This window comes from Vibrio sp. 14N.309.X.WAT.E.F5, assembly GCF_030397615.1.
GTDB classification, from domain to species: Bacteria; Pseudomonadota; Gammaproteobacteria; order Enterobacterales; family Vibrionaceae; genus Vibrio; species Vibrio lentus.
Map to the genome: position 1 here is coordinate 131,332 of NZ_JAPNXR010000008.1, position 23,790 is coordinate 155,121.

A 23,790-nucleotide genomic window follows, 5' to 3' on the forward strand; every position below is an offset into this window, starting at 1 on the left:
TAAACCACTGAATCAACGATATATAAAAGACCCAATTCAAATTCTAAGAATTAGATAATCTAACTAAAAATGATGCTAGAAAGGATCAAAAAAGGCTGCAAACGCAGCCTAATCAAGTAAGCATAAATGTACTGTACATTCATCGAGGTCGACGGTCAGTTCCTCCCCTTTCTATTGCAAGTAAGGGGTCGGAGATGTAAACCAAGGGGAGGCTAGGAGGGGATTCTAGTGCTTATACCTAAAGGTATTACTGTCATCAACAATCTCGATTTTGACAGGCACAGTGCCTTGCTTAACGTTGCCGATTTTTGCAAATGCCTTGTGCGAGAGGTCAATCACTCGACCTTTTACGTAAGGGCCTCGATCGTTAATTTTAACTTCGACAGACTTATTATTGGCAGTGTTAGTCACTCTCACTATAGTGCCAAAGGCTAAAGTTTTATGCGCTGCCGTATAAGCATTCATGTTGTATGTCTCACCACTTGCTGTGAGTTTTCCATGGAATTTATCGCCATACCAAGAAGCTTTACCAGCAAGAGCATGTGACTTGGCATAGTCCTTTGTTTTAGAACTGCCGACAGCCGACGTTGAGGTGCATCCGGCTAATATCATAAGAATAAGAGCGGTAAAGATGATATGTAGTTTTTTCATGTGATTTGGGAACGCTAATCTCTGCATGTTTCTCTATTTTCGTTGTTGTTGGTTAGCAATATTGCGCTGAGTATAGTCAAAGCTCAATCAAGGCTACCATTCGGTATGAGCCCGCAATATTTCCATAAACAACGCTTTCTTCCGTCATATCCATGAAAGGTTTTATCCTTAAAACGTCAACTTTAACAACGCCTTAAGATTAATCTCGACAGTTAATCTTACAACAATCCTATGCAGATTAACGACTTACCAAAGAACGCTCGAAGCCAAGACTCATTTAGGCCGAATGCGTATAAAGAGTGACGTATTTAGGATAACAAGTTCGCCTAACCTGTTAATGCGGACTTTCCTAAGATCTTTGGAAGAAGTTTGGAAAGGAACAGGCTGTTACCCGGTCATTTGTCTTCTTTATCTATTATCGCGCAGCTCTCAATAATCTGCTCACGCAGCCACATTAACCCTTTGTCCTTGTCAAACTTCTTATGCCACAACATATGAGTGGTTACAGGCTCACAAGAAAAAGGCAATGGATATAACTTCAAAGACAATTTTTCGGCGTATTTCTTTGCAAAACTGGCCGGTGCTGTAGTGATGAGGTTGGAGCTTGAAACTTGAATCAAGGTTTCAAATAAGGAAACAGAGCTAGCAACAATATTACGCTTACTTAACGGAGCAGATGTTAAGTAATCAATCCCAGACTGCCCATCGCGCGTTCTTTCAAGCTGTATAAAAGGCGCTTCGAGAAACTGCTCCAGTGTTATCGAACCTTGTATCGATTGATTCGATTCACCGACGATGACCATTGGCAGATCATGAAACAATGCTTGGGAGTTAATACTACCCATATGATTGAGGTCGGAGTAATCAATAAACAGATCTTGAGTATGACTAAAAATGGCGTTTTCAAGTTCTTTTGTCGAGTAAGGCTGATTATAGATAGAGACCTTGATCTTTGGATTATCAAGTGCTGAAAAGAAACTGAGCAGATGCGAACTTAACGATTCTGGACACGTTATCTTAAAGTGACGGCTAGACGTTTTAGGATCAAATTCGTTATATGAGATAAGTGTTTTTTCAAGGCTATTAAGATGAGGGGATATCGACCTGTGTAATTCAAAAGCGGTGTTGGTTGGGCTGATGCCCGATTTCGAGCGAACAAACAAGGTCGCATCGAAATGATGCGCCATTTTTTGCATCATTTTGCTAACGGCAGGCTGAGTGATTCCAAGATGCATCGCCGCACGACTGAAGCTGCCCTGAATCATGACATGATGAAAAACTTGTAAAATCTCCAACTTCAATTTTGGATGTTCTTTAATCACAATCATATCTCCAACTATAACTTCAGGAATGTTAAACATATCACTGAGGAATGAGCACATCAACAATTGCTCGCTACAATTCATCTCGTTACTTTAACTTGCATGCGTATTTCACATGCAGTTTGTTTATTGATTAATACGAGAAATTAGCGACCTATGAAAAAGAAACTATTGGCTTTGAGCATTGCTATTGGCTGCTTTACGACTTCTGGCGTTTATGCTGTGGAAGATTCAAGTAAAGTGTTGGTTGAGCATGAATCCGGTCTTATGTGGGGTGAAGGTAAACGTGTAACAGTCTTGGAAAAAACAGGAATTAACCTAGCGTATACCGAGTCGAACGACAAGGTTGCTCCTGAGCTGACCAACCACTCACGTAAAATGGATCAGGCGATCATTAAAGTTGATCATAATGTCTACAAAGCTTATGGCTTCGGTGTAACAAGCCCAGTTATCATTGAAGGTGATAATGGCATTATTGTTGTCGATCCCGGTGAATCGGTAGGTCATGGTAAAGCGACGAAAGAAGCATTGCTAAAGTACACAGATAAACCGGTTGTAGGTGTTGTTTACACTCATAACCATATTGACCACGTGGCTGGTGTTCGTGGCTGGGTAACAGATGAAGAAGTAGCTTCTGGCAAAGTGAAAATTTACGCACACGACAGTTTAACGGATGCCGTTGCTAACTGGTCTTCTAATGTTGGTAACGCGATTTCTATCCGTACCAGTTACTCTGCTGCTTCCATTGTTGACAGCGCAGACCCAGCTATGACAACGATCAATGATGGACTTGGGCCAAGGTTCCAAATCGATGATGTTAGCTTTATTACACCAACCGATACTTTCGCAGAGAAAATGGAAGTAGAGCTTGATGGTGTAAAAGTAGAGTTGCATTACATCCCTTCTGAAACCAATGATGAAATTGTTGTTTACCTCCCTGAGCAAAAAATACTGCATGCAGCAGAAGTTTTACAAGGCGAAAACTTCCCTAACTTGCATACTATTCGTGGTACGAAATTCCGTGATTCGACAGTATGGTTCAAAGGTATCGATATGATGCGTGAACTCGATGTGGAAGTGATGGTTCTTGCTCATGGCCGCCCTGTAGAAGGTAAAGAAGCGGTTGATAACGTTTTAACCGCATACCGAGATGCGATTCAATACACTCATGACCAGACGATTCGTTACATTAACGAAGGATACACACCTGATGAGTTAGTAGAAGTCGTTAAGTTGCCTGAGCATTTACAAAACCACCCGTGGCTAGGCCAATTCTATGGAACCGTAGAGCACTCAGTACGCCAACTCTACGTGGGCTACTTGGGCTGGTTTGAAGCGGATCCTTGGGCGCTAGAGCCTATTGCTCATAAAGAGCGAGCGGAGCGTTATGTTGAATTGATGGGCGGACGTGAAGCCGTATTAAAAGCAGCAAAATCAGCGATCGATGAAGGTGAATACACTTGGGCGGCAGAAATCCTAACAAACGTGATTCGAATTGATCATTCGGATATGGAAGCTCGTAAGCTAAAAGCACAGGCCTACCGTCATTGGGGTTCAACTCTTACGAACATCAACTGGCGCAACTGGACGATGACTGCGATTGCAGAGTTAGAAAATGAAGGATTTGATTGGTCTAAGCAAGCAAATTACACCTCTCCAGATGTCGTTCAAGCGCTTCCTACCGCGAACATTTTATCTTCTTACCCAACGCGTTTGGTCGCAGAAAAAACCATCGGTGTGAACAAAACATTGGTCTTAGAGTTTACTGATACAAAAGAAACGTTTGGATTGGAAATACGTAACGGTATCACTCAGATGTATCACAAAGCGCCAAATCACAAGGCAGATGTTCACGTTAAGTTGACGCGTGAAATGATGAACAAAATCATTTTGACCGGTGATAGCAGAACGGCAATGGCTTCAGCGCTAGAAGATGGAAGCATGAAATTTGAAACGGCAGGAATGCCAGAGCTTGTTGATTTCTTAGCCTATTTCAAAGCACCAAGTAATATATCTGACCTTAAACTAATCGTTAGATAATTCTTAATTCACTAAGGCAAATAGCACGCTCAGCGTGCTATTTGATATTCGCAGATGATCTTAAATATCCGAAAATTAGCGAGTATGGTTAAACTCGGCTTATCTTTATTATTGGGTGCTCTATTGCCGTTCAATTTAGCGCTAGCCTGTGCTTTTCATGGAAACATAGGAGCACAACTGAATAATATGGATCAATCTTATGTCGTGTTGGCTAATATTGTTCAAGCTAGAAAAGAAGGGCTGCTTGATGACAAACCTAAAAGTGAGCAAATGGTCATGTTTCTATTTAAGCAAAAGTTATTCGAGACCGGATATGAGGGTGAACTCGCATATTTGCAAGCAATAGAGGGGCATATTTCAACCTTTAGATCGAGTAATGGATTTAGTTACCAAGATGGCAATGAACAACCATTACCCATGCTCACCACAGAAATGGATGTATTGTATAACCTAATAAACAATCGTTTTTCTTGGAGCCAAGTTGAGAAGATGAAAGTAGCCACAATAACAGGTAATGACACCGTACAAGCTGACCGCATTCGAGATGTTCTCAATGAAGCATTCCCGTCAGTTGAAACTTTGTAGCCCAAGCGATTTATGCCGCTAATAACTTGGGCTTCAAATGACTCATATAGACGCGACTAAGTCTTTAGGGTTCGCTAGCGGCCTATTAAAAAGTAAAAAGTTCGTTCTAACCAGTTTCAAATCAAAGTCTATTCACAAGCCTTGGGGAATGGCTTAACTACGTGGCTATCCTTCCGTCATATTCATGAAAAGTTTTATCCTTAAACGTCAACTTTAACAACGCCTTAAAGTTGCCTATTTCTCAACCATTCCATGCCATTCAACCACAACGACTTTGTTTAAATAGCGATAACGCCCGCCTATACATAACCCGACAAACGAGTTGGCGTGAATGGTATGAATGTTGGCGGTATTTGCACTGCAAGCAAACACTCCGATCTTTATTCTAGTCCCATAAATCAGCACACGGAGTGAAGATAGATCTAGCAAGCTAGATTTCGAAACAAGGATAGTGACTTTCTAACTTGGGATAGAAACTATGACTATCAATGAATTAAAGCGCAGAGATTTTTTCAAAGTTATGGGAAAAGGCGCAGTTTCAGCTGCGGCAATATCTCTACCTGCTTTAGCAAATGCATCTCCTACTTCGCCAAAAACATTACCAGCAGATTACCGAACCGTTGACTCGCCACTGGATGCGACAGAGATGGCTAACCTAATAAGAAGCAAAAAAGCCACACCAAAAGAGTTCGTACAAGAAGCGATATATAAAATTCGCCAGACAAACGATCAGGTCAATGCCGTGGTTTCTGAGTGCTTTGATTTAGCACTGGAGCGCGCAGACTCGTTTAACCCTCATTCCCCCTTTGCAGGAGTCCCCTTTCTAGCAAAAGACTGTGTCGATGTGGCTGGGCTTGAATGCACGATGGGATCGAAACTAAACCAAGGCAGAAAACCCAACAAGACCTCTTGGTTTATTCGTGCGGCACAGAATGCAGGGCTAAACACGATAGGCATGACAAATATCCCTGAGATGATGACGTTGGGATGCACACAGAATCCACTTTATGGTGCGACGCGCAACCCATGGGATTTAAGCCGAGGTGTTCATTCTTCTACTGGCGGCGGGGCAGCCGCAATTGCCGCTGGCTATGTACCCTTAGTGCATTCTACAGATGGTGGTGGTTCATCTCGGATGCCTGCTTCAGCGACGGGAATCTTTGGTTTTAAACCGAGTCGAGAGTCTTTGATTTCGGGCCTAACTGACGGCTCAACAAATGAAGATTTTACCCATCAGTCGTTTATGTCGAGAACCGTTCGTGACGCTGCTTTAGCGGTTTCAGTCACGGAGCATCACACAAAAAACGATTTCGAGACGCCTTTTCCACGAACTCCGATAGGAATGGTTAATGCTTCTCTCAACCGAAAGATAACGATTGGTGTCACCCTAAAAGATATCCACGGCAGACTTCCCGATGAAGATACGATCGCTGCTATTCGAGCTACGGCCTCGTTACTCGAAAACCTTGGACATATCGTTATAGAAATTGACCAGCCGATACAAGATGGCGACGTGTTCATGCGCAATTACATGGGGGTATTTGGCAACAAGATGGCAGGCTTTGTTGAACAGTTCGACCGCCTAGGTACGCCACTTGAATCAATGCCAGACAAAGTGAGTGACAACGTCGTTTATTTGGCTCGCACGATGCAAGCACGCTTAAAATCCGAACCTAATATGTATATCGACTCCAAAGCGCGATGCCACAATTTCGCACTGACTCACAACCGAGATTTCTTTAAAACTATCGATATATGGCTGACTCCGTGTTCGAACCATATTCCTTTGGATATTGAATATTTCGACCAGAAAGCGCACTCCGGCAAAGAGATATGGGCACGCTCAGAGAAATTAATGTCTTACACGCCAATCGAAAACGTGGCTGGCAACCCTGCGATGTCGGTGCCCTTGTATTGGAACAAGCAGAATCTTCCAGTCGGCAGTCACTTTTCCGCAGCAAGAGGCAACGACCGCCTGTTATTTGAATTGGCCTATCAACTAGAAAGCGCCAAGCCTTGGGCAAATAAAAAAGCCCCAATAGCACTTTAAGAAGCAATTCACTTTCAAGAGCTATTTATTTTCAAGAGCTATTCGATTTCGAAATCAGTTCGATTAAAAAACTATTCAAGTACGAGTCTATTGATGAAACATATTATCTCCCTATTTTTGGCAACTATGATGCTTACTTCTCCTTCATACGCAGCTTTGGCACCAAGCGAAGGTTTCAGTGGCAACATGACCTTCCTAACCGGCTTCACCGCAAACTCAAGCAACTTAGATGTTGGCCAAAGTAATCATCAATCTCAAACCGATTTAATGTCGTCTGGTGCAACTGAAGCCAATGGAATGGTCGCTATTTTAGGTTCGATGCAGTACACCTTTGGCGCTTTGAATCACAAGCAAATTTTCTTAGGCACCTCTAGAGACGACATCATTACAGGTACGTTGGCATTTGAAGTGGGCTATAGGCAGCAACTGGAGAGCGGGATGGTTATCGACTTTTCCATCTTACCGACCCTGATCTCTGGCGAGGTGTGGGATGACCCTTATGCCGTTGACTCGAAGAGAGAAGAAACCGACCTAACCGGCAACGTGGTTCGAATGCAGCTGTCTAAAATGATGGGGACTAACTTTAATATCGATATGGCTTTTGGCGAGTCCGATGTGAAAAAAGAAAACACAGGATTAAAGGGGCTTGATTTAACCGACGAAGAGCGAGCATTAATGACGCGAGAGCGAGAGTATTTTTATCTAAAGTCAGGTTACCAGTACTTCTTAAAAGATGGGTCTGGCATTCTCACGCCTTCAATCAATGTTTTCTCATCGAACTCGGAGGGTAATGCGTTATCGTTCCTAAGTGTTGGAGCAGAAGTGAACTTAGCGAAAAGATTCGGAAATCATGGTCTAGCTTTCACGATCAACGCAGCAAAACGCGACTATGATAAAGAGAACCCTATCTTCAATAAGACGCGTGAAGACAAAGATTTCGGTGCATTTATCGCCTATGAATATACCAATATCTTTGATGCAAAAAACTGGTCTCTAGTATCACTAATAGGTGCTAAAACAACCACTTCGAATATTGAATATTACCAATCATCACAATATGTGGTTTCAGTAGGCGTTGATTACAAGTTCTAAGGTCTAACTGAGCTTTTCACTGCTTGTAACCAGTAAAAAAATCCTATAATTTGGGGCACATTAACGAGAAGAACACTCTTCAACAACCAGCAATAACAGGAAGTTATGGTGGAAAGTTTTAGTACTCAGTTGCCCATATTTTGGTTTAAAACGTTAGATTCAGCGATCCAAGCTAGAATTGGAGACAGCAGTGACATCTGGTCAGGGGCAGAGGTATATGAACAACTTTGCTCCGCCGAAACGATTTCGGCTCATCAGCTTCAAACTGGTATCACCAATATCTACCAACGTTTTGATCATGAACTGATCGACTTGTTTGATGAGTCAGCCCGTTACTTTGATGAGCTTGAAATGGGCGCTCCGGTCATGGCCATGCTAACCGCCCCCAATCTCTCCAGCTTTTGTGAACTACTGAGTCGATATTCAATTCATATACACCCACTGCTGAAGATATTCAGTCGTGAAACCGACAAAGGTGAACTGGAACTTTGGACAGTGACACCCGAATACATTGATGAGTCAACGCTAATGACACACATTAGCTTGGGGCTCTATTTCAGTATTATTCTCAAGCTCATTCGAAAGTACCTCAATGCACCCAAGCAAAAAGTAGCCATTCATATTAACAAGAACACCATCGGCGATGAGTTCTTGGCTATCTTCGAGCGCGTATTCAATATAGAAATGAAAGAAGGCTACCCTGCCCGATATCTCCTTTTCTCTAACGAGCTGGCACAGAAGAAGCCTCGTCAATTCCAAGCTGATTTTCATGCAGAGTTAGTACGAATTGCTGACCAACAGATGGAAAAGGCGCTAAAAACCAACTTAATCTACAAAGTGAACGAAACGTTCAAAGTGCTTGCAGTGAAAGACACAAACCTAGATAGCGTAGCAAGCAACCTGCACATAAGCCCTCGAACCTTGAACCGTAAACTTAAACAAGAAAGTGTGAGTTTCCGTCGCTTGTTTGATAAGTATCGACTTGAGCTGAGCCTGACTCTGCTAACCCAAAGCGACAGCAATATCACTTCTGTTGCTCACGAGCTTGGCTTCTCAGATTCGAGCGCGTTCAGCCGAGCATTCAAAAATTGGACTGGGCACTCCCCTACCGAACTAAAATCGTAAGGTTACTTTCCGCGAATTTGATGAAGCGAAACGAGCCGTCAGCGCATTGCACCTCTCACCAAGAAGAAGCCTAAAGGTTCGAGTGTTTTTGGATTTTCTTACTGAGCATTTCAAAAATGCTGTTTAGCGATTAATCATCTCTGTTCACTTTATTAATAACCCCAGCTAACGTTATTAAAAATCACCCTTAATGGTTAGGCGAAATATTGATGAAAATTAACTCATATCAAAGATAGATAAGTTAGCTCATTAATCGTCAGACATACTCTTCCACGCGATTTATAGTACCACTCTGTAATGAAACGGTGGCTATATGACTTTTATTGAATCCTTTACCTTAATGCTTGCATTGATTTATAGCATTTGTGTTCTCTACACTAGCGGTAAAAAGCTCGGTAGCATAATAACTTCCTGCATTATCATCATTGCTGTACTTAGTGCAGCCTATTGGCCTCTGCTCATCGCTCTATCATTGGCGGTGGTTGTTATCTCTTCCGTTTTTCACTTTAAACCGACCGTCATCACGGCTTCACCTAAGACAAATATTTTGCGTCAAGTCAGCCAACACGCGATGGCACTTTCATTATTTTTAGTGGCTATCCAGTACACCCTTCACACATGGCTACTTGTTCATCAAATATCTCCGAGCTTCATGCGACCGGATGTTACGGATGCTTTCTTACCAATTGCTGCAGCTATTCAACTTAAGGCTATCTTCTCTATTGGATTTTGGGATCAAACTCACCCGGCAGGCGCAGTCATGCTCGTGACTGTGGTAGTGACTGGTATTGCTTGTAAACGTGCATTTTGTGGTTGGATTTGTCCGTTAGGTCTCGCAGGGGAGTATCTGTATAAATTACGCTTAAAGTTTGTGAAGAAAGCGTATTTACCACCGGCTTGGATCGACTGGCCATTACGCATGATGAAGTACTTATTGTTAGCTTTCTTTACCTATATTTCAGTCGGAATACCTGTCGCGAGCCTGACTTATTACCTCAATGGCAATTATCATAAAATCGCTGATGTAAAAACCGCTTGGGTATTCGTTGAACCAGGAATGATTACTCTTGGTGTTTTAGCCATCATTCTATTGATGTCAGCATGGCGACAACGGGCTTTTTGTCGATATTTTTGCCCTTACGGCGCACTACTCGGGATAACAAGCCTGCTTAGCCCATTTAAAATTCGTCGAGACACTAAGCATTGTTTAAATGAAAAAGATAATCTGAATTGCAGCAAATGCACCCGCGCATGTCCGTCTAATATTATTATTCATACCGCTAAACAGATTCGAACGGATGAATGCCAAGCTTGTTTACGCTGTGTTGCTGCTTGTCCGAATAAGCAGGCACTTGGACTAAAAACACGCAATGGTTGGCAGTTGTCATCTAAGTATCTTCTCGTTTTAGTGCTAATGATTATGTTCGGCATCCCTTTATTGTCTTTTGCATTGGGTTATTGGCACAGTCAAACAAGCAATGAGATCCGTATACAATTAATTCAAATGATGGATTACCTCAGCTATTGATCTTAGCTCTTTGAATCTCATAATGTGTCCAAATCCAAGTTACATTCACCAAAGCAAAAAAAGGATTGGTATCTCTACCAATCCTCTTTAGGGGGTGTTTCGGTTTCTACCTTATGACAGGCAGGTAACGCGATTACTCGTAATCAGTCGCGTACGTGTCTTCGTATGTGTGCGAGTAGAATTCGAATAGGTTGCCAAACGGGTCTTCTAGGTAAACCATTTGCGCTTGTTTTAGTTCGTCTTCTGGGTGGTAACGCATGATGTCCATACGAACCTTACCGCCAAACTCTTCAACGCGCTTAATCGCTGAATGAAACTGCTCTTTTGGAAGCTGTAGACAGAAGTGAAAGATGCCTAGGCGAGAGAAGTCTACTTCGTGACGCTCTTGACGATCTTTCATTTCGAACAGCTCAACACCGATACCATCAGATGTTACTAGGTGTGCAATGTTGAAGCCTTTGAAGCCTTCACCAAATACTGCGATACACATACGGCCGATTGCTGATTCGCGTTCTTCCATAACCTTAGTGTTGTTCATTACGATTCTTAGACCCAGAGCCTTAGTGTAAAACTCGACTGCTTTGTCCATGTCGCCAACCATGATGCCTACGTGATTCATTTTCATAACTTGCTCCAAATTCGTTTTTAATTCTGTGCTTTCCGAAGATTAGCTTCGGTGTTTCGTTTCGATGGAGAGAGTATATGGAGATGCGACAATTAACTGAAATTATCATAAATTATATTAATGATAATTTTTTGTTATTTACAGTTTGGTATAACAACTCAACTCAACTCGCGTAAAGAAACCGTACTTCCCCTTACCTAAATAGAGAACAACCTAAAAAGCATAGCTACTCAAATTGGGGGGGCTGATGTTTGATGGCTTTTGTTAATAGTTTTTGTTGATAGCTTTTACCGATAGTCCTTTCCTTTCGAAGATAGGATTCGCCTATTGAATCTATAGAAATGTCCGATTTCACTAATTTCCGGTGCGAATGCAATATAGCTCCATCGACGCGGGATAGCGTTAAACACTACAAATTAGAAAGAGAGTCGAATCATGATCAACACAGAAATCAAACCATTCAACGCAACAGCATTCAAAAACGGCGAATTCGTAGAAATCACTGAGCAAGACGTTAAAGGCAAGTGGGCTGTATTCTTCTTCTACCCAGCAGACTTCACGTTTGTATGTCCAACTGAGCTAGTTGACCTACAAGACAAATACGCAGAGCTTCAATCTCGCGGCGTAGAAGTTTTCTCAGTATCAACTGACACGCATTTCTCTCACAAAGCATGGCACGATACTTCTGACAAAATCGGCACTATCGAATACTTCATGGTCGGCGACCAAACAGGCAACATCACCAACAACTTCAACGTTATGCGTGAAGGTCAGGGCCTTGCAGACCGTGCAACGTTCCTAATCGACCCTGAAGGCGTTATCCAAGCAATGGAAATCACAGCTGAAGGCATCGGCCGTGACGCTGAAGACCTACTACGCAAGGTTAAAGCAGCACAATACGTAGCCGCTCACCCAGGTGAAGTTTGCCCAGCTAAATGGAAAGAAGGCGAAGAGACTCTAGCGCCATCTCTAGACCTAGTAGGCAAGATTTAATCTAAGCCTATCTAAAAAGAACAAATAAAACGGTTCTACAGGCGCGCTTCGGCCTCCCTCCTAAAGGGCAGTTGCGCGCCACCCTTTCAAGCCATCAACAACACAATATTTGCCGACTTGCGCCCCCTTTTTATTTTCCTTTTTCAGCAAGAAGGTATTGGTCAATACCAAGACACAGAATTTAAGAGCAGGCACGATTATGTTAGATCAAGCAATGAAGCAGCAGCTAAAAGCATACCTAGAAAACCTAAAAACCAATGTTCAGTTAGTGCTGAGCCTTGATAGCAGCGATACCGCGAACAAACTTCAAGATCTGGCGAATGATATCGCCTCTCTCACCGATAAAATTGAAGTAATTCGAGATGATAACGCAAGTACTCGCCGCCCTATCATGCAGGTCGTGAACCAAGAGAAAGGCACTGCGATCGGTTTCGCGGGTTTACCAATGGGTCACGAGTTCACATCACTGGTACTTGCACTGCTTCATAGTGGTGGTCACCCTATCAAGCTTGAAGCTGACGTAATCGAACAAATTAAAGAACTCGATCAAGAGCTTAATGTAGAGATTTTCATCTCGCTATCATGCCAAAACTGTCCAGAAGTGGTTCAAGCATTCAACATGATGTCGGCGATTAACCCTCTGGTTAAAACAACCATGATCGACGGCGCAGCATTCCAAGATGAAGTGAAGTCTCGCGACATCATGGCGGTACCAAGCGTATTCATTAACGGTGAGCTATTTGGTCAAGGCCGTATGTCTCTGGCTGAGATCCTGAACAAAGTTGACTCAGGCGCAGCAGAAAAGAAAGCGGCTAACCTAAACGAACAAGCACCGTTTGATGTATTGGTTGTCGGTGGTGGCCCTGCGGGTTCTTCAGCGGCTATCTACGCAGCACGTAAAGGCATTCGTACCGGTGTGGTTGCTGACCGATTCGGTGGTCAAGTGATGGACACGATGGCGATTGAAAACTTTATCTCCGTGAAAGCGACAACAGGTCCTAAGCTAGTAGCTAGCCTTGAAGAGCACGTAAAAGAGTACGGTGTTGAGATAATGACTGAGCAGCGCGCTGCGAACATCATTGCGGCAGAAGACACAGAAGACGGCTACATCCACGTTGAGCTAGAAAGCGGCGCAACATTACGCTCTCTCACAGTTATCACAAGTACCGGTGCTCGCTGGCGTGAAATGAACGTTCCGGGTGAGCAAGATTACCGCAATAAAGGCGTCGCTTACTGCCCACACTGTGACGGTCCCCTGTTCAAAGGTAAGAAAACAGCGGTTATCGGTGGTGGTAACTCAGGTATCGAAGCGGCGATTGATTTAGCGGGTATCGTTGAACACGTAACCGTACTTGAATTTGCAGACACACTACGTGCCGACCAAGTGCTTATCGACAAAGCGAACGCAACACCAAACATCGAAATCATCAAGATGGCGCAAACCACACAAGTGATTGGTGATGGCAACCGTGTAACCGGTCTGGAATACAAAGACCGCAACACCGACGAGCTAAAACAGATCGAACTTGCGGGTATCTTTGTTCAAATCGGCCTGATGCCAAACAGCGAATGGTTGAAAGGTTCAAAAGTTGAGCTGTCACCACGCGGTGAAATTGAAATTAACGCTCATGGCGCTACATCAATGAAAGGTGTGTTTGCGGCGGGTGATGTAACAACCGTACCTTACAAACAGATCATCATAGCGATGGGTGAAGGTGCGAAAGCAAGCTTAGGTGCATTTGACCACCTAATCCGTAATTCAGCTCCAGTTAAAGAGGCTGAAACCGCTTAATCTTAAAACTTAAAACTTAAAACTTAAAAGCTTCTAGGCATAAAAGCTTTTAACTCAAGTTCCTTAAATATTTGTTAACTTAATTCTTTACTGTTAACGACTTAGTCGACATTTAGACACCACTCCTATGGATTTAGGAGTGGTTTTTTTCTTTGTGATTTATGCCGGTTGATAAAGCATAAAAGCAACAACAAGCGCGAGACTTCCACCCAAGCAACGGTTCACAAACATCATCTGTTTTGGTGATTGCAGCAATTTTTTAAGCATGGTGCCGCAATACGCCCACACCAACATGCACGGTACGCCCGTAATCACCATACCCGCGATAATGGTCACCACTTGAATCAAGTAATCAGCATTCGGGGTGATGAACTGTGAAAACACAGTTAATGAAGCAATCCAACCTTTAGGGTTCAACACCTGTACCAACACGCCTGACATAAAGCCCGAGCGATTGTCGGTGGTGCTTTCTTCGATTTGCATATTCGCAATCGACCACGCCATGAACAGCAAATAAGCCGCACCCGCGTATTTCAAAATGTTGTATAGCTCTGGGTAAAGGGTAAATAGGCTCACCAAACCGACACTGGAACCGGCCAGTACGATGATGATGCCAACAGCGTTTCCAGAGATAAAAGGTAAAGTCGCAGCAAATCCATAACGACTTGAAATCCCAAGTAATGCGATATTGCCTGCCCCAGGGGTAATTGCAATTGATGTTGAAAATAGCAAGAACGCCAGCATTAATTGAGAGCTCATTTCCTCTCACTCCTAATAAGTAAAGTATTTATACGGAGAGAGTTTACAGATTCGACTAGGAATTAAATTGCTATATAGGCTAATATTAATCCAAATTTGAGCAAGACTTTTCTAAAATAACCATGAAACAGAAAGAATCCACCAAAGAAGTGTTAGATGACACAGATATCGCCATCTTAGAACATATCCAACAAGACGGACGCATGAGCAACAGTAAGCTCGCAGAGAAAGTGAACCTCAGCGAAACCCCATGTTGGCGCCGTTGGAAACGTATGGAAGAGACGGGCTATATCGATGGTTACGCCGCGAAGCTAAACCGCAAAAAGCTTGGTTTTCATGTGGCTGGTTTTACTCTTGTGACCTTGGGTAACCATGAAGTAGAAAACACAGAACCGTTTGAAGAGTTTGTCGAAGTAACCGATTGGATTCCTATGTGTCACTGTATTGCAGGCGGCGCCGACTATATGATTCAAGTGCTAGCGAAAGATTTAGAAGAGTACTTTGAGCGTATTAGCTCGATCAGACGAGTAAAAGGCGTGAGTGCGATTCAGTCCAATATCTCGGTTAAAGAGTTGAAAAACAGCTATAAGCTCCCTCTTGGAGAATAATCTTGCTCCCAGTTGATAAGCAGTCGTCTTGCAACAAAAATTGATACTTAAAAGCCCAGCCACCTTAGAGTTTTAAAATCTAACGATGCTGGGCTTTGATATTGAGCCTAATTAATCGGTTTGATGGCTATTCACATGGCGCTGCAAGATGAATTAGGGCAAGGCCACCGAGTGAGGTTTCTCGGTACTTCTTATTCATGTCTTTACCCGTCTGATACATAGTGGCAATCACCTTATCCAATGAGATCAGGCTTTTGCTGTTACGTTTGAGTGCCATTCGTGAAGCATTAATCGCTTTCATCGAGCCCATCGCATTTCGTTCAATACAAGGCACTTGTACTAGGCCACCAATCGGGTCACATGTCATACCCAATGAATGTTCCATCGCAATTTCTGCCGCAATGCAAATCTGCTCATTACTGCCACCGCGTAAAGCGGTTAAACCCGCCGCCGCCATAGAAGACGAAACGCCCACTTCACCTTGGCAGCCCACTTCGGCACCAGAAATAGAAGCGTTGGTTTTGTACAAAATACCAATCGCGCCCGATACGGCTAAGAAGTCTTTTAACTGCTTAGTATCCAACTCTTTAATGAAGCGATGGTAATACATCAACACGGCTGGAATAACGCCCGCGGCACCATTAGTTGGTGATGTCACGACTTGGCCACCAGCCGCATTTTCTTCACTCACCGCAAAGGCAAACAAGTTAATCCAATCCATGATTTCCATTGGATCGTTTTCAACGGCCGCATTCGCTTCAAGCTTCTTCAACAAGTTTGGAGCACGACGAGTGACGTTCAAGCCACCATCAAGAATGCCTTCAGTTTCAAAGCCGCGCTCCATACAACGAGTCATTACTCGCCAGATTTGATCGGCCTTTTCTGAAATAGCATCCGCGCTTTGGAAAGCCGCTTCATTTTGTAGAATCATGCCACCCAAACTCATGCCGTTTTGATCCGCCTGAGCGAGCATTTCATCCGCACTGCTGAACGGGAAGGTGACTTCGACCGATTGGGTTTTGGTGCCATTTTGCAGTTCATCCGCTGTCGCAATAAAGCCACCACCAATCGAGTAATAGGTTTCATCAACAATCACATTACCGCTATGGTCAAACGCGGTAATCATCATGCCGTTTTCATGCAAAGGCAGATTGTCTTCATGAAATAGCATGTCGGTTTGGTAGTTAAAGCCAATGATGTGACTGCCACTCAGCTGCATTTCACCACTGTTGATAGCAAGGCGCATCGCTTCATTAGCGCTGGTGATTTTAATGGTGTCTGGCTTATTGCCAAGTAAACCCAAGATGGTTGCTCTGTCAGTGTGATGGCCTATTCCGGTTAACGATAACGAACCATATAAATCAACTTGAACACGAACGACTTCTGCGATTCTATCGGCGATTAATTGTGTGAAATGGAAACCCGCAATCATTGGGCCGTTGGTGTGTGAGCTTGAAGGGCCAACACCAATTTTATAGATATCAAAAATGGACAGCATAGATTTACCTGTTAAAAATTAACCAGTTGAAAAAGTTTACTCATTAAGAAAGAGCGGCATAAAGCCAATCAGGGATAACAGTACAAGCAGCAATCGTCACAACAGCAAATACCAACAAGCCGTAATGACTCGCCGTAGGCTTAGCGAACAAATGCTTCTGCTTGGCAATAAATTCGTTTTGTTGCTCGGTCACTTCTCCCCAGAAACGACTGACGACAACACCTAACACTAAGAAAACCACAGTGCCAATCAAGGCAAACCAAGGCCAAGAGATGCCACTGTATTTAGCAATGAACACCACAGCTACGCTGCCAATACTGCCTGCAATCACCCCTTTCTCATTCGCTTGTTTGAAGAACAAACCCAGGATGAAAGAGCCAAGGCGAATACCGACAAAAATGGAAGTTAGACTAGCAATAGTTTTGAGCACAGATTCGTTAGAAACCGCCATCAAAGCCGGTACTACAACTGACGCCGCTGCGACAAGGCTCATTTTTCTTGCCACCGATTCATAATGTGCATCGGAAGCTTTCTTACGGAAAAAACGCTTATAGAAATCGAACGTTGCCACTGTCGCCATTGAGTTATAAGTGGAATCCAAGGTCGACATTGCCGCTGCCGATAGTGCGGAAATCACCAAACCAACAACAATTGGGTTGGTATGGTTAAACACAAAATCGAGAATCACTTCGTTGCTGTTTTCAAAGCTTTGGTCTTGATAAAAGACACTCAGAAGAACGCCCATTACAGAGAAAAACAGATAAATAAAGAACGCGCCGTAACCACAAAGCAACATCGATTTTTGTGCAGTCTTAACGTTCTTGGTCGCCAGTGTTCTTTGAATAATCAGTTGGTTAGTGCCATATACGCTAAGGTGCAAGAAGCTCACAGCCACTACACCTGCCCACAATGTGGTATCAACACCCAAGTCAAAATCGAGGTTGATGATATTCAGGTGTTCAGGAGACAACACTTCCCCTGCATCAATCTTCATCAGCAATAAGGCAAAAATCGCAATACTACCGATGATCAACACCGCCGACTGCAACATGTCTGTCCATATGACAGTCGAGATACCGCCCGCATAGGTATACAAAGCGGTAAATAAGCTGATGTAGATGATCGCTTCGGAGATACTCACTGGCAACACTTGCACCAAGATCAGTGCAACTGCATATAAAATCACCCCAGCCGAAATACACTGAACAACAATAAACACGATGGAATTAATCGTGCGAGCAACAACGCCAAAGCGGTGCTCTAGGTATTCATAAATCGAAGTCAGGCCGAGTTTGTAAAACACCGGGACAAAGAAAACCACAGCGAAAAAGATCACTATTGGGTAATTCAAATGGACGCTCATCGCTTCCATGCCTGAGCTATAAACCCAGCCCGGCATACCCACGAACGTCATCGCACTGATGTAGGTTGCAAGAATCGACACACCTGCCGTAAACCAACCAAATTGCTTTCCGCCCGTTGAGAAATCACCACCAACGCTATAACGCTTATTCACTAAGTAACTGATAAATAGAGTAGTTAGTACATACAAAGCAATAACCACAAAACTTGAGTACGTAACCATTTTTAGATTCCGTTTATTATATTTCGCAATTCATTCGCCGCCAATAGTACTCAAAAATGGATATTTTCCCTCAAAAACCCACAATAAGTGTGAGTATTGTCACTAAGATAGATGATTAAACACTCTAAATGCCCAAAAAGTCGCAAAACAACGATCTAATGAGATCAAGATCACTAAAATACACAAAATGGGTACGCACTCATTTTAAAATTGACTTTGATCACGGATCTAATAACCACAAAAATTCTATTATCTCTCCCGAAATGAAGATGGTGTGGTGATGTTCAATAACCACCACACAATAATCGAAACTAAAAACACCCTATAAAAAATAAAGGTTTATCGGTCATGACTACTAAAAAACACATGAGCGAAGTTCCTATGATTCAAAGGGTAGCTGCTTATCTTGCAATTCTAGTTGGCTACTTTTTCTATTGTTATAACTTTGTAATTATTGACTACGTACGCCCATACATCGTTGATGCGTATGATGGTATTAACTTGGCAGACACTGCTCAGTTCTATACATGGCAGTCGGTTGGTGCACTTATTGGTGCTCTGAGCTGTGCATGGGTGGCATCAAACTTTGGTAAGAAATCGACTCTTATTGTCATCACTGCACTGAACGGTGGCGCAACCATCATCAACATGATGTTTACTGACTACGCGATGTGGGCAGCAATGCGTTTCATCATCGGTATTTCTTTAGGTGGCTACTTCACCGTAGCAGTAAGCCTGATGATCGGCCTATTCACACCAAGCGTTCGCGGTAAGTTAACGGCATTCGCTTCTTCTATGTTCTCGGTTGCTCTAATGGCAATGGGCGCATACGCGGCATTCATTTCTAGCATCGATGCACCTTGGCAGAGCCTAATGTGGGTGGGTGGTATTCCTCCTCTAGTTGCTGCAGCACTGATGATCTTCATCCTGCCTAGCGACAAGAAAGTGATCGCTTACGGTGAAGAAGATCAAGCCGCGGCTGAAGCATCGAATAAACCAGCGAAGAAAGGTTCTTGGGGTGAAATGCTAAGCGCGCCTTACCGCAAGCTAACCATCACTTGTCTACTATTGGCTGGCCTTAACTTCTATGGCTACCAATTCTTCTCAGGCTTCGTGACAACGTACCTGAAAGAAGTTCGCCAATTTGACGGTTCAACTATCGGCATCATCTTCTCTATCTCAGCATTCGGTTCTCTATTCGGTGCTTGGGTGTGGGGTGCAATCGCCGACAAATACGGCCGTAAAGTGAACGCGTTTGGTTTCATTCTTGCGGGTGTTATGGCTTCAGTCTTCTTCGTAGCACCAAGCGACGTGATGATCGGCAGCCTAAACATGCTGGCTATCCTAGGTCTTATCTACAACTTCGGTCTGTCTGCTTCTGCGGTATGGGGTGGCTACTTCTCTGAGTTGTTCCCAGCTCACCTACGTAGCTTCGGTGCAGCTCTGTTCCACGGTGGTCGTATCATCGGCATGTGGGCTCCAATGGTGTTGGTATTCATTCAAGAGCGCAGCGATCTTGCGACAGCAATGTGGGGCTCGCCAATCGTATGGATTCTGGCTGGTCTACTGTGGCTATCTCTACCAGAAACATTGAAAGGCGGCATTTTCGACAAGAGCAAAAAAGCGGAAACAGCAAAAGCTTAATCCCCTTTAGTTGAAAAACTCTAGAAGTTGAAAACCTCTAAAAATTGAAGACCTCTAAAGATACGAAATAAACATCAATCCGGCTGATAAGTCAGCCGGTAACAAAATCCAAATCGAGTCCTGTTCCGAATGTTGACTCGACAACAAAACGAGAATTAATTATGTCTAAATATCAAGAAGCTAAACGCATTGTTCGTGACTACTTTGACGCAATGGAAAACGCTACTCACGAAAACGTTGCTGAAGTTTTGAAAGCACACACGTCTGAAGATTACTTATGGCGCGGTGTTTACCCATTCCGCGAGCAAGAAGGCGCTCAAGCTGCGGCTGACGTATTCTGGGCTCCAATGATGAAATCAATGACACGCATGCAGCGTCGTCAAGATATCTTCATCGGTGGTAACAACGAAGTTAACCCAGATGAAATTTGGGTAATGAGCATGGGTCACTTCATGGGTCTGTTCGACGCTGAATACCTAGGCATGCGCCCTACTGGCAAGATCATGAACGTTCGCTACGCAGAGTTTAACTGTGTTGTTGACGGCAAGATCACAAAGACAGGCCTGTTCCTAGATCTTCTAGGCATGATGGACCAAGCGGGTTGCTACCCACTTCCACCATCAACAGGTAAGCACTTCGTTTACCCTGGCCCACGTAATCACGATGGTCTGCTATTCGAAGACGCGGCTCCAGAAGAAGGCGTTGCGACACTTGCCCTAGTCAACAAGATGGTTGATGACCTTTCTGCACTTAACGACAGCGGCGCAATGGGTTGTCCACCAGAAGTACTTGCGAAGAGCTGGTCAAAAGACATGATTTGGTACGGCCCATGTGGTATCGGCGCGTCTTACACGATTCCTCGTTACCAACAACAGCACCAACTTCCTTTCCGTAACAACCTGAAAGACAAGAAGTTCAACGGCCACGTTTGTCGTTTCGCTGAAGGTAACTTCTCTTGTTTCTTCGGTTGGCCAAACCTATCAAACACACCAACAGGTGGCTTCCTAGGTATGACTGGCGGCGAAGTACGTGCAAACATGCAAGTGGTTGACGTTTACTACCGCGACGGTGACAAACTGTCTGAGAACTGGGTGCTTATCGACCTTCCTTACTGGCTACAACAGCAAGGTCTAGATGTGTTCGAACGCACTTCAACCATCATGAACCCAACGCTGTAATCGAAACGCTTTAATCCAAAAGATTGAAGAAATAGTGGCAACCTAAATAGACATCTGATTTAGGTTGCCACGCTTACTGGGAGACCCTTCTCGCTCCTAGTAAGTGCTCCAACAACTAATCAATGTTCCACCAATCAATTGCTTCACCAGTCAATAATTGCTCCACCAATAATTGAATCAATAGTGCCTCATGGATGGGGTACATCCTGCCAAACCAATACTAATAACGGGCTTGAAAGCACGGTGGCTTTCTACGGCCTGAATAAAGAGAACAACAATGAACAAGTCGATACTTTCTGCAGTGATCCTGACGGCACTTACATCAGGTTCTGCTTTTGCTGCACACACTTTTACCAATGACGCGGGCGATAGCCTTACTTTAGACGGTCGTTTTGACGTTCGTTACCAAGACAAAGGCGGCGACCATAACGGCGAATGGAACAGTGGTAGTTCTCGTTTCGGCCTTAAAGGTCAAATGGGACTAGATAACGGCTGGACTGGCTTTGGCCATGCAGAATGGGGTTACAACTCAGGTGCTAACGGCGACAATATTTACGACCGACTTCTATACGCAGGCGTAGAGCACGACAAATACGGCAAGATTGCTGCGGGTACTAAACAGTGGTCTACCTTCTACGATGTGGCTTGGTTTACCGATATGGGTCGTGTTTTTGGTTCACGTGGTTCTGGTTACTACAACCTTTCTGACTGGGGTATTGCTTCTGGTACAGGCCGCGCGGAAAACTCTATCACTTACCGCAACAACATCAGCGATAACTGGAAATACGGCTTCACTTATCAGACAACTCGTGAAGATGTTGGCCTTGCGGATGGTTTAACCGCAACTCTGAAAAACGGTATGGGCGCTTCAACGCTTTACACCATCACTGACGGCCTAACCATTGGTTTGGCTTACCATCAGAATGAATTTGACGATGTCGATGCTGGCGTTAAAAACATCAAAGATGGCGACACACAACGTATCGGTTTATTAGGTTTGAACTACACCAATAATGGTCTGTTTGTTGGCTTCACCTACAGCCAAGGTTCTAACTGGGAAACCACCAGCAAAGCAGAATTCTACGACCACCGTGGTGCTGAATTCTTCACCTACTACCACTTTGAAAATGGTCTACGTCCAACCTTTAACGTTAACTACTTAACGGACACAGACGACAACGCAAATGGCTACGAGCGTCAACTAATTATCCCTGGCCTTGAGTACCACTTTAAGAAGAACAAGTTCTTAGTGTGGACGGAATACCAATTTGATAATGGCAACGACAAGTCTGTTGGTAACCATTACGAGAATAGCGATGATCAATTCGCGGCTGGTATTCGTTACTACTTCTAATGGTTAGTGGCTTTTGGCTTTTGGCTTTTGGCTTAGCAATATGTCACTCAATTTGTGGATAAACTCGTAATCTAAAGCTCTGCTCTCACGCAGAGCTTTTTAGTCACTGTCTCTGTAATCATACTTTTTTACCAACACAGAGAATGGGTTATACCCAACATCAAATTCAAAACAGTCATTATTCCTTATTTTTCATATCATTCCTTGTTATTGCTTTATGAGTACGTACCTAATTATGGTATCCTGTGCTCAGTTAATTTGGTTCAAAAGTATGGTCTATGAGCTCTCCAAAACACTCCACGGCGTCAAAGCCAACCGTCACCTCCAAAGATGTCGCTAAGCTGGCTGGCGTTTCTCAATCAACGGTATCTCGCGTATTTGTACCGGGCAGTTCGGTGTCTGAAAAGACCAAGCAGAAAGTGTTCGATGCAGCAAAATCGTTGAATTATCGCCCGAATGCCTTTGCCCGCAGTCTGACGACAAATGAATCCAAATTGATTGGCCTAGTTTTTCCTGACGCTGACTACCCTATCCACATGAAAACCCTACAGCTTATCTCCACTGAGCTACAAAAACAGGGTTACTCTGCGGTATTGATTCCTTGGCAAGTTGATGGAAACGACAACCACTCTATTCCTAATATCTTCCAATACCGAGTTGATGGCGTGATTGCTGCTTCTGCGACATTCAATAAGTCGCTTTATGAAGAGTGTGAAGAGTTCGACATCCCTATCGTCCAGTTCGCACGTGTTGTTGAAGGGACTAAGAGTAGCCATGTGGTGAGCGACAACTACGCTGCAGGCCAAGTTGCTGCTCAACACTTTCATAGTGTGGGAACGAAATCAGCGGTTTACCTGACAGGTAATGTCCCGACCTACACCAACGGCGAACGCGAGGCAGGATTTTGCTCAGAATTCGAAGACCTAACGGGCAAACAAGCTCGTGTTATTGAAGCTGATTATGACTACCTTGATTCACTGGATACTATTCGCGCCCTATTTTCAGAACCCACACACCCGCAAGCGATTTTCTGTGCGACAGATAACCTAGCAATGGCAGTGATGGATGTGGCGCGCTTAGAGTTCAACCTGCGTATTCCAGAAGATCTGCAAGTGGTCGGTTTTGATGATATCCCGCAGACTCAGTGGTTGAACTATCAACTCACTACCTTCAAGCAAGATTTTAGACGCCTTGCACGTGAGTCTGTGAAAATTGTGGTTAGTCAGATTCAAGAGCAAGACACGAGCTTGGTTAAGTTGATGGTGCCAGTGAAGTTCATTGAACGAAACACCACGCTGAAATAGAACCAACGTTAAGACGCATTCCAATAAAAATCCCGCTCAGTGTGAGCGGGATTTTTT

The 23,790-nt window shown here is 43.8% G+C and carries 19 protein-coding genes; 13 read left to right on the forward strand and 6 right to left on the reverse strand.

Annotated elements, in window-relative coordinates; translation table 11 throughout:
- Positions 1-225: 225 nt before the first annotated feature.
- On the reverse strand, positions 226-678 hold the full coding sequence (locus OW495_RS11310) for a septal ring lytic transglycosylase RlpA family protein (RefSeq protein WP_065103901.1): 453 nt from the start codon (positions 676-678) through the stop codon (positions 226-228).
- A 368-nt stretch (positions 679-1,046) separates the two neighbouring features.
- On the reverse strand, positions 1,047-1,973 hold the full coding sequence (locus OW495_RS11315) for a LysR family transcriptional regulator (RefSeq protein WP_198600196.1): 927 nt from the start codon (positions 1,971-1,973) through the stop codon (positions 1,047-1,049).
- 156 nt (positions 1,974-2,129) lie between these two features.
- On the opposite strand from OW495_RS11315, the gene OW495_RS11320 reads away from it, so the two are divergent.
- The 6 genes from OW495_RS11320 to OW495_RS11345 all read left to right on the forward strand — a co-directional run bounded on the left by OW495_RS11320 (position 2,130) and on the right by OW495_RS11345 (position 10,393).
- Entirely contained in the window at positions 2,130-4,013 is a 1,884-nt protein-coding gene (locus OW495_RS11320) for an alkyl sulfatase dimerization domain-containing protein (RefSeq protein ID WP_289886579.1), read from the forward strand.
- A 54-nt stretch (positions 4,014-4,067) separates the two neighbouring features.
- Positions 4,068-4,598 (forward strand): hypothetical protein, encoded by a 531-nt coding sequence (locus tag OW495_RS11325; RefSeq protein WP_289886580.1) that lies wholly within the window; start codon positions 4,068-4,070, stop codon positions 4,596-4,598.
- 478 nt (positions 4,599-5,076) lie between these two features.
- A complete protein-coding gene (locus tag OW495_RS11330) occupies positions 5,077-6,648 on the forward strand; it encodes an amidase family protein (protein ID WP_289886581.1) in 1,572 nt (523 codons plus the stop codon).
- Positions 6,649-6,741: 93 nt separating this feature from the next.
- Positions 6,742-7,740, forward strand: coding sequence for a DUF2860 family protein (locus OW495_RS11335; protein ID WP_289886582.1), 999 nt, complete (start codon positions 6,742-6,744; stop codon positions 7,738-7,740).
- A 105-nt stretch (positions 7,741-7,845) separates the two neighbouring features.
- Positions 7,846-8,865: an AraC family transcriptional regulator gene (locus tag OW495_RS11340; protein WP_289886585.1), complete on the forward strand. Its 1,020-nt coding sequence runs from the start codon at positions 7,846-7,848 to the stop codon at positions 8,863-8,865.
- A 313-nt stretch (positions 8,866-9,178) separates the two neighbouring features.
- Positions 9,179-10,393 carry a 4Fe-4S binding protein gene (locus OW495_RS11345; RefSeq protein ID WP_289886587.1) on the forward strand — a complete coding sequence of 405 codons (1,215 nt, stop codon included), beginning with the start codon at positions 9,179-9,181 and terminating at the stop codon, positions 10,391-10,393.
- Positions 10,394-10,526: 133 nt separating this feature from the next.
- Here OW495_RS11345 and OW495_RS11350 read toward each other — a convergent pair whose 3' ends face one another.
- A complete protein-coding gene (locus tag OW495_RS11350) occupies positions 10,527-11,018 on the reverse strand; it encodes a VOC family protein (protein WP_010439712.1) in 492 nt (163 codons plus the stop codon).
- A 435-nt stretch (positions 11,019-11,453) separates the two neighbouring features.
- Between OW495_RS11350 and ahpC the strand changes: the two genes are divergently transcribed.
- Both ahpC and ahpF read left to right on the forward strand, forming a co-directional pair.
- On the forward strand, positions 11,454-12,011 hold the full coding sequence (gene ahpC, locus OW495_RS11355) for an alkyl hydroperoxide reductase subunit C (protein WP_004736364.1): 558 nt from the start codon (positions 11,454-11,456) through the stop codon (positions 12,009-12,011).
- 199 nt (positions 12,012-12,210) lie between these two features.
- The gene (gene ahpF, locus OW495_RS11360) at positions 12,211-13,803 is read left to right on the forward strand and encodes an alkyl hydroperoxide reductase subunit F (RefSeq protein ID WP_102541519.1); all 1,593 of its coding nucleotides are present in this window, start codon (positions 12,211-12,213) and stop codon (positions 13,801-13,803) included.
- Positions 13,804-13,962: 159 nt separating this feature from the next.
- Here the strand turns inward: ahpF and OW495_RS11365 are convergent, their stop codons facing one another.
- Positions 13,963-14,562 (reverse strand): LysE family translocator, encoded by a 600-nt coding sequence (locus OW495_RS11365; RefSeq protein WP_017056995.1) that lies wholly within the window; start codon positions 14,560-14,562, stop codon positions 13,963-13,965.
- Between the two features lie 122 nt (positions 14,563-14,684).
- On the opposite strand from OW495_RS11365, the gene OW495_RS11370 reads away from it, so the two are divergent.
- Positions 14,685-15,170: an Lrp/AsnC family transcriptional regulator gene (locus OW495_RS11370; RefSeq protein WP_017110015.1), complete on the forward strand. Its 486-nt coding sequence runs from the start codon at positions 14,685-14,687 to the stop codon at positions 15,168-15,170.
- A 127-nt stretch (positions 15,171-15,297) separates the two neighbouring features.
- On the opposite strand, the gene OW495_RS11375 is transcribed toward OW495_RS11370, so the two are convergent.
- Positions 15,298-16,668, reverse strand: coding sequence for an L-serine ammonia-lyase (locus OW495_RS11375; RefSeq protein WP_289886594.1), 1,371 nt, complete (start codon positions 16,666-16,668; stop codon positions 15,298-15,300).
- A gap of 43 nt (positions 16,669-16,711) precedes the next feature.
- Entirely contained in the window at positions 16,712-18,253 is a 1,542-nt protein-coding gene (locus OW495_RS11380) for a sodium/solute symporter (RefSeq protein WP_076671277.1), read from the reverse strand.
- 348 nt (positions 18,254-18,601) lie between these two features.
- Here OW495_RS11380 and OW495_RS11385 point away from each other — a divergent pair, with 348 nt between their 5' ends.
- From OW495_RS11385 to OW495_RS11400, 4 genes are all read left to right on the forward strand, one after another.
- Positions 18,602-19,897, forward strand: coding sequence for an MFS transporter (locus OW495_RS11385; RefSeq protein ID WP_017105501.1), 1,296 nt, complete (start codon positions 18,602-18,604; stop codon positions 19,895-19,897).
- A gap of 161 nt (positions 19,898-20,058) precedes the next feature.
- Positions 20,059-21,075, forward strand: a complete 1,017-nt coding sequence (locus tag OW495_RS11390; protein WP_016788980.1) for a nuclear transport factor 2 family protein — start codon at positions 20,059-20,061, stop codon at positions 21,073-21,075.
- Between the two features lie 277 nt (positions 21,076-21,352).
- On the forward strand, positions 21,353-22,429 hold the full coding sequence (locus OW495_RS11395; RefSeq protein ID WP_102384457.1) for a porin: 1,077 nt from the start codon (positions 21,353-21,355) through the stop codon (positions 22,427-22,429).
- A 278-nt stretch (positions 22,430-22,707) separates the two neighbouring features.
- Positions 22,708-23,733 (forward strand): LacI family DNA-binding transcriptional regulator, encoded by a 1,026-nt coding sequence (locus OW495_RS11400; protein WP_017105499.1) that lies wholly within the window; start codon positions 22,708-22,710, stop codon positions 23,731-23,733.
- Positions 23,734-23,790 lie beyond the last annotated feature (57 nt).

What these genes read in the sequence shown, in the direction of transcription:
- OW495_RS11310 (WP_065103901.1), bottom strand. Translation starts at nt 678, where the DNA reads ATGCAGAGATTAGCGTTCCCAAATCACATGAAAAAACTACATATCATC.
- OW495_RS11320 (WP_289886579.1), top strand. Translation starts at nt 2,130, where the DNA reads ATGAAAAAGAAACTATTGGCTTTGAGCATTGCTATTGGCTGCTTTACG.
- OW495_RS11325 (WP_289886580.1), top strand. Translation starts at nt 4,068, where the DNA reads ATGATCTTAAATATCCGAAAATTAGCGAGTATGGTTAAACTCGGCTTA.
- OW495_RS11330 (WP_289886581.1), top strand. Translation starts at nt 5,077, where the DNA reads ATGACTATCAATGAATTAAAGCGCAGAGATTTTTTCAAAGTTATGGGA.
- OW495_RS11335 (WP_289886582.1), top strand. Translation starts at nt 6,742, where the DNA reads ATGAAACATATTATCTCCCTATTTTTGGCAACTATGATGCTTACTTCT.
- OW495_RS11340 (WP_289886585.1), top strand. Translation starts at nt 7,846, where the DNA reads ATGGTGGAAAGTTTTAGTACTCAGTTGCCCATATTTTGGTTTAAAACG.
- OW495_RS11345 (WP_289886587.1), top strand. Translation starts at nt 9,179, where the DNA reads ATGACTTTTATTGAATCCTTTACCTTAATGCTTGCATTGATTTATAGC.
- OW495_RS11350 (WP_010439712.1), bottom strand. Translation starts at nt 11,018, where the DNA reads ATGAAAATGAATCACGTAGGCATCATGGTTGGCGACATGGACAAAGCA.
- ahpC (WP_004736364.1), top strand. Translation starts at nt 11,454, where the DNA reads ATGATCAACACAGAAATCAAACCATTCAACGCAACAGCATTCAAAAAC.
- ahpF (WP_102541519.1), top strand. Translation starts at nt 12,211, where the DNA reads ATGTTAGATCAAGCAATGAAGCAGCAGCTAAAAGCATACCTAGAAAAC.
- OW495_RS11365 (WP_017056995.1), bottom strand. Translation starts at nt 14,562, where the DNA reads ATGAGCTCTCAATTAATGCTGGCGTTCTTGCTATTTTCAACATCAATT.
- OW495_RS11370 (WP_017110015.1), top strand. Translation starts at nt 14,685, where the DNA reads ATGAAACAGAAAGAATCCACCAAAGAAGTGTTAGATGACACAGATATC.
- OW495_RS11375 (WP_289886594.1), bottom strand. Translation starts at nt 16,668, where the DNA reads ATGCTGTCCATTTTTGATATCTATAAAATTGGTGTTGGCCCTTCAAGC.
- OW495_RS11380 (WP_076671277.1), bottom strand. Translation starts at nt 18,253, where the DNA reads ATGGTTACGTACTCAAGTTTTGTGGTTATTGCTTTGTATGTACTAACT.
- OW495_RS11385 (WP_017105501.1), top strand. Translation starts at nt 18,602, where the DNA reads ATGACTACTAAAAAACACATGAGCGAAGTTCCTATGATTCAAAGGGTA.
- OW495_RS11390 (WP_016788980.1), top strand. Translation starts at nt 20,059, where the DNA reads ATGTCTAAATATCAAGAAGCTAAACGCATTGTTCGTGACTACTTTGAC.
- OW495_RS11395 (WP_102384457.1), top strand. Translation starts at nt 21,353, where the DNA reads ATGAACAAGTCGATACTTTCTGCAGTGATCCTGACGGCACTTACATCA.
- OW495_RS11400 (WP_017105499.1), top strand. Translation starts at nt 22,708, where the DNA reads ATGAGCTCTCCAAAACACTCCACGGCGTCAAAGCCAACCGTCACCTCC.